Origin of the sequence: Streptomyces sp. NBC_01717 (assembly GCF_036248255.1) — a bacterium.
Classification (GTDB): Bacteria; Actinomycetota; Actinomycetes; order Streptomycetales; family Streptomycetaceae; genus Streptomyces.
Map to the genome: position 1 here is coordinate 2,349,483 of NZ_CP109178.1, position 12,071 is coordinate 2,361,553.

Sequence of the window (12,071 nt, forward strand, 5' to 3'; positions counted from 1 at the left end):
GGGAGGAATGGCTCGGCATGCAGCCCCGACATGGTTCTCGTAAGAGACAAAACCGTACGGCCGCACTCATCGCGGCTTCACTGGTCCTGGTGGTGACCGCCCCCACCACGGCCGCCGCACAGTCGGCGAGGTTTGCCGAAAAGGGTGAAAAGCCCACGGGCGACCAGACATTCAGCTCATCGTTCGAAGCGGACGAAAAGCAGCCGGACTGGCGCAATACCGTGGAAGAGGGTCCGGACGGGAAGAAGCGGGCATCGGGTATCGACGGCGGCTTCTCCGCCGGAATACCGGGCAATGTCACCGACAAGGTCACGGATCTGCGCGCCAGCGGCGAGAACACCGGCGGCGGCGAGGTGAAGGAGAACCTCGTCGACGGGGAGTCCTCCTCGAAGTGGCTGACCTTCGAACCCACCGGCTGGATCGAGTTCGACCTCGTCGAACCGGTCAAGGTCGTGACATACGCGCTCACTTCGGCCAATGACCACGACGAGCGCGACCCGAAGGACTGGACCCTTCAGGGCTCCGCCGACGGCAAGACCTGGAAGGACCTCGACTCCCGGACCGACCAGTCCTTCTCCGAGCGCTTCCAGACGAAGTCGTACGACTTCGCGAGCGACACGGCCTACCAGCACTACCGCCTGAACGTCACCAAGAACAACGGCGCTTCGGACGCGACCCAGCTGGCCGACGTCCAGTTCTCCGACGGCAACACCAGCACCCCCGCCCCCGAGGAGATGCGCAGCCAGATCGACCGCGGCCCGTCCGGCTCGCCCACCGCCAAGGCCGGCGCGGGCTTCACCGGAAAGAAGGCCCTGCGGTACGCGGGCACGCACAAGCCGGACGGCCGCGCGTACTCGTACAACAAGATCTTCGACGTCGACACCGCCGTCACCCGGGACACCGAGCTCTCCTACCTCGTCTACCCGCAGATGGGCGAGACGGACCTCTCGTACCCCGCCACCCATGTCTCGGTCGACCTGGCCTTCACCGACGGTACGTATCTGAGCGATCTCGGCGCCACCGACAGCCACGGCGGTCAGCTGACCCCGCAGGGACAGGCCGACGCCAAGCGGCTGTACGTCAACCAGTGGAACAAGGTCGCCTCGCGCATCGGCACGGTCGCGGCAGGAAAGACCGTCGACCGGATCCTGGTGGCGTACGACTCCCCCAAGGGCCCGGCGAAGTTCCAGGGCTGGATCGACGACATCAAGCTCGCCCCGAAGGCCCCCGAGAAGCGCCGGGCGCACCTGTCCGACTACGCGTCGACGGTCCGGGGCACCAACTCCAGCGGCGGTTTCTCGCGAGGCAACAACTTCCCCGCCACCGCGGTCCCGAACGGCTTCAACTTCTGGACGCCTGTCACCAACGCCGGCTCGACGAGCTGGCTGTACGACTACCAGCGCGCCAACAACGACGACAACCTGCCTACGCTCCAGGCGTTCAGCGCGAGCCATGAGCCGAGCCCCTGGATGGGCGACCGGCAGACGTTCCAGCTGATGCCGTCGGTGGCCAAGGACGAGCCGGACGCCTCCCGCACGGCGCGCGCGCTGCCGTTCAAGCACGAGAACGAGACGGCGAAGCCGCACTACTACGGTGTGACGTTCGAGAACGGCCTGAAGGCCGAGATGACGCCGACCGACCACGCGGCACGGATGCGGTTCACCTACCCCGGTGACGACGCGTCCGTCGTCTTCGACAACATCTCCAACGACGGCGGGCTCACCCTCGACCCGGGAACCAGCTCCTTCACCGGCTTCTCCGACGTGAAGAGCGGCCTCTCCACCGGCGCCACCCGGCTCTTCGTCTACGGCGTCTTCGACGCCCCGGTCACCGCGAGCGGCAAGCTCAAGGGCGGCGGCGGTGACGACGTGACGGGCTACCTCCGCTTCGACGCCGGCAAGGACCGTACGGTCAACCTCCGCCTGGCCACTTCGCTGATCAGCATCGACCAGGCTAAGCAGAACCTCGCCGCGGAGATCCCCGCGTCCCGCTCCTTCTCCCGCGTCGAGGACCAGGCGCAGCACGCCTGGGACGACATCCTGGGCAAGGTGGAGGTCGAGGGCGCCGACGCCGACCAGCTGACGAGTCTCTACTCCAGCCTGTACCGCCTGTATCTCTACCCGAACTCGGGCTTCGAGCAGGTCGGTGGCAAGGACCGGTACGCCAGCCCGTTCTCGCCGCAGATCGGCTCCGACACCCCCACCCACACGGGTGCGAAGATCGTCGACGGCAAGGTGTACGTCAACAACGGCTTCTGGGACACGTACCGGACGACGTGGCCCGCGTACTCGTTCCTCACGCCGAAGAAGGCCGGCGAGATGGTCGACGGCTTCGTCCAGCAGTACAAGGACGGCGGCTGGATCTCCCGCTGGTCCTCCCCCGGCTACGCCGACCTGATGACCGGCACCTCGTCGGACGTCGCGTTCGCGGACGCCTACGTCAAGGGCGTGAAGTTCGACGGCGAGGCGGCCTACGAGGCGGCCCTGAAGAACGCCACGGTGGTTCCGCCGTCGTCGGGCGTCGGCCGGAAGGGCATGGAGACGTCCCCGTTCGCGGGCTATGCGAACACGTCGACGCACGAGGGCCTTTCCTGGTCGCTGGAGGGCTACCTCAACGACTACGGCCTCGCGCAGATGGGCCAGGCGCTCTACAAGAAGACGAAGAAGGAGCGGTACAAGGAGGAGTCGGAGTACTTCCTGAACCGGGCCCGCAACTATGTCGAGCTGTTCGACTCCAAGGCGGGCTTCTTCCAGGGCAAGGACGCCAAGGGCGACTGGCGGGTCGCCTCCGACAAGTACGACCCGCGCGTCTGGGGCTACGACTACACGGAGACGAACGGCTGGGGCTACGCGTTCACGGCCCCGCAGGACAGCCGCGGCCTGGCGAACCTGTACGGCGGCCGCGACGGCCTGGCCAAGAAGCTCGACACGTACTTCTCCACTCCCGAGACTGCGGGCCCGGAGTTCGTCGGCTCGTACGGCGGTGTCATCCACGAGATGACGGAGGCGCGTGACGTACGGATGGGCATGTACGGCCACAGCAACCAGGTCGCGCACCACGTCACGTACATGTACGACGCGGCGTCGCAGCCCTGGAAGACCCAGGAGAAGGTCCGCGAGGTCCTCGGCCGCCTCTACACGGGCAGCGAGATCGGCCAGGGCTACCACGGCGACGAGGACAACGGCGAGCAGTCGGCCTGGTACCTCTTCTCCTCGCTCGGCTTCTACCCGCTGGTGATGGGCAGTGGCGAGTACGCGATCGGCTCGCCGCTCTTCACGAAGACGACCGTCCACCTGGAGAACGGCCACGACCTGGTGGTCAAGGCTCCGAAGAACAGCGCGAAGAACATCTATGTGCAGGGCCTGAAGGTCAACGGCAAGAAGTGGACGTCCACGTCGCTGCCGCACGACCTGCTCGCCAAGGGCGGTGTCCTGGAGTTCGACATGGGCGCCAAGCCGTCGGCGTGGGGCACGGGCAAGGACGCGGCCCCGACGTCGATCACCAAGGACGACCAGGTTCCGTCGCCGAAGAAGGACGTGCTGAAGGGCGAGGGCGCCCTGTACGACAACACGTCCGCCACGACGGCGACGGTGAACGGCCCGGTGGAGCTGCCGGTGCCCGCATCGACGAAGGCGGTCCAGTACACGCTGACGTCGGCCGCGGCGGCGAAGGCCCCGAAGGGCTGGGTCCTGCAGGGCTCGTCGGACGGCACGACCTGGAACGATCTCGACAAGCGATCGGCGCAGTCGTTCGCGTGGGACAAGCAGACGCGGGTGTTCTCGGTGAGCAGGACGGGAACGTACGAGCACTACCGCCTCGTGCCCGAGGGTGAGGGGACGCTGGCGGAGGTGGAGCTGATCTCCTGACCTCTGCGCTCCTGTGAACGGCCGGTACCTCGGGTGAGGTACCGGCCGTTCATTCATTCCACGGTGCGGACGAACTCGTTCGCGGCGTGGCGTTCGCGACCACGCCCCTGCGGCGTCGCCGTCAGGAGCCGCGCGCACCGGCCCCGTCTCACTCCGGCGCTGCCGCGCGGAAGAGACTCTCGGGAAGGGCCACATTCCAGGCGGTGATGACCGGCTTCCCGTGCTCGGTGCCGAGCCGGGAGACGGCCCCCGTGGCGAGCTGGAACAGTGTGCCACCGGCCGGCGTCAGCCCGAGATAGCGAGCGGTGAACACGCGAAGGAAGTGGGAGTGCGCGACGAGGGCGATGTCCGCGTCCCCCAGTGATTCGGCCGCCGCCCGGATCTCGGTGAGCATCCGGTCGGCCCGCTCCCCCACCTGAGCCGGCGTCTCCCCGGGATGCGCCTCCGGGCCCGGGGCGACCCCGTCGGTCCACAGGTTCCAGGACGGCCGGGTGCGGTGGATCTCGACGGTGGTCACGCCCTCATAGCCGCCGTAGTCCCATTCACGCAGGTCAGGAGTGATGCGGGGCGAGGCAAGCCCGGCAAGTTCGGCGGTGCGCCGGGCCCGCAGGGCCGGGCTGACCAGGGTGAGCCCGATCTTCCGGTCGGCGATCAGCGGCACGAGAGCACGGGCCTGCCGCTCACCGAGGGCGGTCAGCGGCAGATCGGTATGGCTCGTGTGCCGCCCGGACCGGGACCACTCCGTCTCGCCGTGCCGGATCAGAATCAACTCGCCCATGGGTGCCGTCCGCTCTCTGTTCTCCGCGCTGTTCGCGCCGCCTGCTGCGTAGCTACGAAACTCGCTGAGCCACGGTCGCATTCCGGACCGTCCACGCAGGGGTGGCCGGTAGGTCGTTTCGCGGCGCGGCGGCCCCGTATCCAGCCGTGTGCCGATTACGTGATCATCACGTATTGATGGGACGTCTTGTGCTAGAGGGGCACGGCTCGTGAGATGTCTACGACAGTGGACGAGAGTGGGGCGGGGCATGCCGGATCCGGTGGACTATGTTGCGCGGCTGCGCGCGGAGCGCGAGGACGCGGGCCGGGAGGAGACGTTGCGGAGGGACCGGTCCCGGCGCCGGCTCAAGCGGGGGCTGGCGGGAGGCATGGCGGCCGCAGCGCTGGTGGGTTTCGCAATGTGGCTGGTCAGCAGCACGTCCGGAGAGCGGCCTGCCGACGAGCCGTTCGCCGCCGGCCTGATGCCTGAAGGCACGTGGCCCGACGCGTGGCCGGCAACGACCGATCTGCCGTTTCGGGGTTCGCACGCCGCCGACTGGGCGACCGATGACACCGGTATCCAAGTCCCGGATGTCAAGGCCGTGAACGGGATACCGGAGGAGCGGGTTTTCGACGCGCTGAACCGGACCAAGGATTTCTTGATCGCGGCCAATCTGGATCAGGCCGTGCTCCATGGCGAGTGGCCCACCAAGGCCCTCAAAATGCTTGACGCGCAGGACTCCGCCCGCACCCGGCTGATCCGCCATCTGCGCGAACCGGGTGCGCAGGGCGGTGATCCCACCGAGATGTTCACCCGCTTCGACCCGGCAGAACTCCGTGTGGTCGATGACGGCATCAGGGTGCACGGCCGAATGGCCTTCGGGGCAGGGAGCGAGCCGGGTCAGTTGCGTGTACGAGCCGACTACACCTTCGTGTACGCGGTGGGACGTGCGGACTCGGTCGCCGCCGAGCCGGGGCCGTGGGGAGGCACGGAGGAGGTGGCGCGCACAGTCGTGCGGCGGCAACTAGTCCTGGACCTCGACGAGCGAGCGGCACCCGGAAAGCTGGTTCCGGTCGAGTACCGGCGACTGCTCGGCAACCATGACTGCCTCACGGCCGACGGCTTCGTCCACCCGTACTTCTCCAGGGAGGCGGCGCGGGCGGACCGGCCGTGGCCTGTCGTCGACCCGTACGACTCGGGCAAGGACATCGCCGACGACCGGGTCTGCATCGTGCCCTCGCGGACCTGATCAAACAGTTCCTCGGTCCGGGGCGGGGCCAGGGCGGGCCGGCGCTCAGAGCCTGTCAGGTGACCTTCGATCGGATAGCGGACGCGGTCTGGTGCGTGCGATTCCAAGGCGGCGGGATGTCCTCGTAGCGGAGCTACTAGAACATTTCGGCAACGCGGGAAGCGTGCGTGCCAGGGCGTGGCCGCCCGATCAGAGGTCACCCGACAGGCTCTCAGGGGCACCGGCTGGTGCGCCGGCCCGGGTCAGTGCGGGATTCCGTCGATGAGTTCGCGGGCGCCCTGGCGCAGGAGGGCGACGGCGACGGACGTGCCGAGCGTGGCCGGATCCAGGCGGCCCGCCCACTCGTGGGCGTTGAGGATCACCTTCCCGTCCGGCGTGAACACCTTCGCCCGTAGCGACATTTCGCCGCTGCCCTCGGTGCGGGCGTATCCGGCGATGGGGCTGTTGCAGTGGCCCTGCAGCACGTGCAGGAACATGCGCTCGGCGGTGGCCTCGCGATGGGTGGCGGGGTGGCCGAGGCCGCTGATCGCGTCGATCAGCTCCCTGTCGCCCTCACGGCACTGGAGGGCAAGGATCCCGGCTCCGATCGGCGGGCACATCACCTCGACCGAGAGGACTTCGGTGATCACATCCGTACGGTCGATGCGCTCCAGTCCGGAGACGGCCAGAAGCAGCGCGTCCGCTTCTCCTGCGGCGAGCTTGTCCAGTCGGCGATTGGCGTTGCCCCGCATCGGCACGCACTGGAGGTGCGGGTGGGAGGCGGCGAGCTGGGCGCTGCGCCGTACGGAGGAGGTACCGATCCTGGCTCCGTCGGGGAGCTGGTCGAGGGTGAGACCGCCGGGGTGTACGAGGGCGTCGCGAATGTCGTCCCGTCGGAGGAAGGCCGCGAAGGTGGTTCCGGCGGGCAGCGGCCGGTCGGCCGGGATGTCCTTGACGCAGTGCACTGCGAGGTCCGCCTGGCCCGAGACGAGGGCGGCGTCGACTTCCTTGGTGAACGCACCCTTCCCTTCGACCTGGGCGAGATCACCCATCCATTTGTCGCCGGTGGTCTTGACGGCCACGACTTCGGTGGCGGTGCCGGGGTGGAGGGCGGCCAGCTCGGCACGGACGCGCTCCACCTGGGCGAGAGCCATGGGCGAGTCGCGGGACACGATGCGGATGAGTTCAGGGGCGGACATGGCGCCCACGATAGACCGTCCGATGCAGGTTCCCGGGCGCACTGCGCGTACCCATGTCGTCGCAGTGTCAAGCCAGTTGGAGCGCTCGGGCAGGTGTGCGACCCGCTTCGGTGGCGACATGGCGCACCGTCCCGCGTCCGCCGAAAGCCTCCGATGAAAGTCATGGGCCCCTCAGTGGTTCCAGGAGGCCTCGGTGCCCGTGTATCTCGATTTTGATCGTATGCAAAACAAATCTGGCGGAATTATCAAGACATGAGCGGAGTGGTTCTCCGATCTGCCCCATTTGAGTGCCACCTGGAGCAGGGCGAAGCCGTCACGTTGCCCCTATGTGACTGATGTGTCACGGAGACGGGCTGGCGACAAGGGCCGCGATGCAGTATTAGTACTGTCAGTAAACAAATCGGTCGGTCGGCGGTGCAGCCGTCCGGGCCCTCGTCGACAAGAGGCAGATTCATGTCGGACCGCTTCACCCCCACCTCCGCGGACAAGTTCACCTTCGGTCTCTGGACCGTCGGCTGGCGCGGCAACGACCCCTTCGGTGACGCCACCCGTCCCGCGCTCGACCCGGTCGAGTCCGTCGAGCGACTGGCGGAGCTCGGTGCGCACGGCGTGACCTTCCACGACGACGACCTGATCCCGTTCGGCTCCTCGGACAGCGAGCGGGCCGCGATCATCACCCGGTTCAAGGACGCCCTGGACCGCACCGGCCTCAAGGTCCCGATGGCCACGACGAACCTGTTCACCCACCCGGTGTTCAAGGACGGCGGCTTCACGTCCAACGACCGCGACGTGCGGCGGTACGCGCTGCGCAAGGTCATCCGCAACATCGACCTCGCCGTCGAGCTCGGCGCCGAGACCTACGTGGCGTGGGGCGGCCGCGAGGGCGCGGAGTCCGGTGGCGCGAAGGACGTGCGGGTGGCGCTGGACCGGATGAAGGAGGCCTTCGACCTGCTCGGTGAGTACGTCGTCGAGCAGGGCTACGACCTGCGGTTCGCGATCGAGCCGAAGCCGAACGAGCCGCGCGGCGACATCCTGCTGCCCACCGTCGGTCACGCCCTCGCGTTCATCGAGCGCCTGGAGCGCCCGGAGATGTACGGCGTGAACCCGGAGGTCGGCCACGAGCAGATGGCCGGGCTGAACTTCCCGCACGGCATCGCGCAGGCCCTGTGGGCCGGCAAGCTCTACCACATCGACCTCAACGGCCAGTCCGGCATCAAGTACGACCAGGACCTCCGCTTCGGCGCCGGCGACCTGCGCCAGGCCTTCTGGCTCGTCGACCTCCTGGAGACGTCCGACTACGAGGGCCCGCGCCACTTCGACTTCAAGCCGGTGCGCACCGACGGCATCGACGGGGTCTGGGAGTCAGCGAAGAACTGCATGCGCAACTACCTGATCCTCAAGGAGCGCACCCTCGCTTTCCGCGCCGACCCGGCCGTCCAGGAGGCACTGACCGCCTCCCGCCTCGACGAGCTCGCGCAGCCCACCGCCGAGGACGGCCTCAAGAGCCTGCTCGCCGACACCACCGCGTTCGAGGAGTTCGACGTCACGGCCGCCGCCGAACGCTCGATGGCCTTCGAAGCCCTCGACCAGCTCGCCATGGAACACCTGCTCGGCGTCCGCTGAGCCCGCAGGAGGCCAGGGTCCGTCCATGGGCGAGCCCTGGCCCCCTGACCCGCCACGCCCGGGTGCGGATCCATCGGATCCGCACCCGGGCGTGTCCTGTTTCCCGGAGCAGCGAAGTCGGCCTCGCCGAGCTGGGAGCCTGGCTGGTCCTCGTGCCGATCCGCGCGGCTGTCCGGGCGCGTCGTTGCTCGCCCCGCGCCCGGTGGCGTGGTTCGGACGGTGGGCACCGTCCTCGGCGGACTGCCTCCGGGCGCCAGGCCCGGGCGTGCTGTTCGCCGTGGTGGCGCAGGCCCCGTCGGGGACACGCCGAAGGGCCGCACCCCCTGCGGGGTGCGGCCCTTCGCGACGTACCGGACTGCCTACTTGCGGATCAGGCTGCGGAGCACGTACTGCATGATGCCGCCGTTGCGGTAGTAGTCCGCCTCACCGGGGGTGTCGATGCGGACGACCGCGTCGAACTCCACACCGGTGTCGGTGGAGACCTTCACCGTGCGCGGCGTCGTGCCGTTGTTCAGCTCGGTCACGCCGGTGAAGGAGAAGGTCTCCTCGCCGGTGAGTCCGAGGGCCTCGGCGGTCGCGCCCTCCGGGAACTGGAGCGGGAGGACGCCCATGCCGATGAGGTTCGAGCGGTGGATGCGCTCGTACGACTCGGCGATGACGGCCTTGACACCGAGGAGCGCGGTGCCCTTGGCGGCCCAGTCGCGGGAGGAGCCGGAGCCGTACTCCTTGCCCGCCAGGATGACCAGCGGGGTGCCGGCGGCCTGGTAGTTCTGCGAGGCGTCGTAGATGAACGACACCGGCGCGTCGGCCTGGGTGAAGTCGCGGGTGAAGCCACCCTCGGTGCCCGGGGCGATCTGGTTGCGCAGGCGGATGTTCGCGAAGGTGCCGCGAATCATGACCTCGTGGTTGCCGCGGCGCGAGCCGTACGAGTTGAAGTCGCGGCGCTCGACGCCGTGATCCGTCAGGTACTTGCCGGCCGGAGTGTCGGCCTTGATCGCACCGGCCGGGGAGATGTGGTCGGTGGTGACCGAGTCGCCCAGCTTGGCGAGCACGCGGGCGCCGGCGATGTCGGCGACCGGGGTCGTCTCCATCGTCATGCCCTCGAAGTACGGGGGCTTCCGTACGTAGGTGGACTGCGGGTCCCACTCGAAGGTGTTGCCGGTCGGGATCGACAGCGCCTGCCACTGGGCGTCGCCGGCGAAGACGTCCTGGTAGGACTTGTTGAACATGTCCTCGCCGATGGAGTTGGCGACGACGTCGTTGACCTCGGCCTCGGAGGGCCAGATGTCCGCGAGGTGGACCGGCTTGCCGTCCTGGTCGATGCCCAGGGCGTCCTTGGTGATGTCGACCTTCATCGAACCGGCGATGGCGTACGCGACGACCAGCGGCGGGGACGCCAGGTAGTTCATCTTGACGTCGGGGTTGATCCGGCCCTCGAAGTTACGGTTGCCGGAGAGCACCGAGGTCACGGCCAGGTCGTGCTCGTTGACCGCCTTGGAGACCTCCTCCGGCAACGGGCCGGAGTTGCCGATGCAGGTGGTGCAGCCGTAGCCGACGAGGTTGAAGCCGACCTTGTCGAGGTACGGGGTCAGACCCGCCTTGTCGAAGTAGTCGGTGACGACCTTGGAGCCCGGGGCGAGGGTGGTCTTGACCCACGGCTTGCGGGTCAGGCCCTTCTCGACCGCCTTCTTGGCCACGAGCGCCGCGGCGACCATGACGTACGGGTTCGAGGTGTTGGTGCAGGAGGTGATCGCGGCGACGGTGACGGCGCCGTGGTCGATCTCGTACGTCGTCCCGTCGGGGGCCGTGACCGTGGTCGGACGCGACGGCACACCGTTGGCGCAGGCCGGGGCGTCGGAAGCCGGGAACGACTCCTTGCCCGACTCCTCGTCCTCGGAGACGTAGTTGCGCACGTCCTGCGCGAACTGCTCCTTGGCGTTGGCCAGGACGATGCGGTCCTGCGGACGCTTCGGGCCGGCGATGGAGGGGACGACCGTGGAGAGGTCGAGCTCCAGCTTCTCGGAGAAGTCCGGCTCGGCGGCCGGGTCCAGCCAGAGGCCCTGCTCCTTGGCGTACGCCTCGACGAGCGCGACCTGCTGCTCGTCACGGCCGGTCAGACGCAGGTACTTCAGCGTCTCGTCGTCGATCGGGAAGATCGCGGCGGTGGAGCCGAACTCCGGCGACATGTTGCCGATGGTGGCGCGGTTCGCGAGGGAGGTGGCGGAGACGCCCTCACCGTAGAACTCGACGAACTTGCCGACGACGCCGTGCTTGCGGAGCATCTCCGTGATGGTCAGCACGAGGTCGGTGGCGGTGGTGCCGGGCTTCAGCTCGCCGGTCAGCTTGAAGCCGACGACGCGCGGGATGAGCATGGAGACCGGCTGGCCGAGCATCGCGGCCTCGGCCTCGATGCCGCCGACGCCCCAGCCCAGCACACCGAGGCCGTTGACCATGGTGGTGTGCGAGTCGGTGCCGACGAGGGTGTCGGGGTACGCCTGGCCGTTACGGACCATGACCGTACGGGCCAGGTGCTCGATGTTGACCTGGTGGACGATGCCGGTGCCCGGGGGGACGACCTTGAACTCGTCGAAGGCGGTCTGGCCCCAGCGCAGGAACTGGTAGCGCTCCTTGTTCCGGCCGTACTCCAGCTCGACGTTCTGCGCGAACGCCTCGTTGGTGCCGAACTTGTCCGCGATGACGGAGTGGTCGATGACCAGCTCGGCCGGCGCGAGCGGGTTGATCTTCGCCGGGTCGCCGCCGAGCTCCTTCACGGCCTCACGCATGGTGGCGAGGTCCACGACACACGGAACGCCGGTGAAGTCCTGCATGATCACGCGGGCCGGCGTGAACTGGATCTCCTGGCTGGGCTGGGCCTGGGAGTCCCAGCCACTCAGCGCCCGGATGTGGTCGGCGGTGATGTTCGCGCCGTCCTCGGTGCGGAGCAGGTTCTCCAGCAGCACCTTCAGGCTGTAAGGGAGGCGCGCGGAGCCCTCGACCTTGTCCAGCCTGAAGATCTCGTACGACTCGTCGCCCACGCGCAGCGTGCTGCGGGCGTCGAAGCTGTTCGCCGACACGACAGTCTCCTTCATCAATGTGCGCGTACCACCGCGCCACGCCTCATTACGGCGGGCGCCGCGTGGTGCCGCCTACGGCTTCTCGACCATCCGCTAAGGTAAGGCTTAGTTAGGTAACCCTTACCGTTCGGCGGCTGCGGTGCGCCTTCGGCAGATATCTCGATGTCGAGATAACCCTAGTACATCGCCGCCGAAGGGTCATGCCCGGCTGCCCGTGCGGCACCGTCCATCTCATGCGATCGAGGCGCCTCCCCCGCGGGCCCGGCCGCTCGGCCTTCATATGGCGATGCCGGAGCGAGGTCCGGAACCTCCTCCAAGGCCACC

General features: G+C 68.2%; 6 protein-coding genes. 3 read left to right on the forward strand and 3 right to left on the reverse strand.

Annotated features, from left to right (window positions below; translation table 11 throughout):
• Window positions 1-17: 17 nt before the first annotated feature.
• The gene (locus tag OHB49_RS10700) at window positions 18-3,866 is read left to right on the forward strand and encodes a GH92 family glycosyl hydrolase (protein ID WP_329159763.1); all 3,849 of its coding nucleotides are present in this window, start codon (window positions 18-20) and stop codon (window positions 3,864-3,866) included.
• Between the two features lie 148 nt (window positions 3,867-4,014).
• On the opposite strand, the gene OHB49_RS10705 is transcribed toward OHB49_RS10700, so the two are convergent.
• Window positions 4,015-4,644: a histidine phosphatase family protein gene (locus tag OHB49_RS10705; protein ID WP_329159764.1), complete on the reverse strand. Its 630-nt coding sequence runs from the start codon at window positions 4,642-4,644 to the stop codon at window positions 4,015-4,017.
• Window positions 4,645-4,891: 247 nt separating this feature from the next.
• On the opposite strand from OHB49_RS10705, the gene OHB49_RS10710 reads away from it, so the two are divergent.
• A complete protein-coding gene (locus OHB49_RS10710) occupies window positions 4,892-5,872 on the forward strand; it encodes a hypothetical protein (protein WP_329159766.1) in 981 nt (326 codons plus the stop codon).
• 242 nt (window positions 5,873-6,114) lie between these two features.
• Here OHB49_RS10710 and hemC read toward each other — a convergent pair whose 3' ends face one another.
• Window positions 6,115-7,050 (reverse strand): hydroxymethylbilane synthase, encoded by a 936-nt coding sequence (gene hemC, locus OHB49_RS10715; protein WP_030979349.1) that lies wholly within the window; start codon window positions 7,048-7,050, stop codon window positions 6,115-6,117.
• A gap of 453 nt (window positions 7,051-7,503) precedes the next feature.
• Here hemC and xylA point away from each other — a divergent pair, with 453 nt between their 5' ends.
• The gene (gene xylA, locus OHB49_RS10720; RefSeq protein ID WP_329159770.1) at window positions 7,504-8,673 is read left to right on the forward strand and encodes a xylose isomerase; all 1,170 of its coding nucleotides are present in this window, start codon (window positions 7,504-7,506) and stop codon (window positions 8,671-8,673) included.
• Between the two features lie 359 nt (window positions 8,674-9,032).
• Here the strand turns inward: xylA and acnA are convergent, their stop codons facing one another.
• Window positions 9,033-11,747, reverse strand: a complete 2,715-nt coding sequence (gene acnA, locus OHB49_RS10725; protein WP_329159772.1) for an aconitate hydratase AcnA — start codon at window positions 11,745-11,747, stop codon at window positions 9,033-9,035.
• Window positions 11,748-12,071 lie beyond the last annotated feature (324 nt).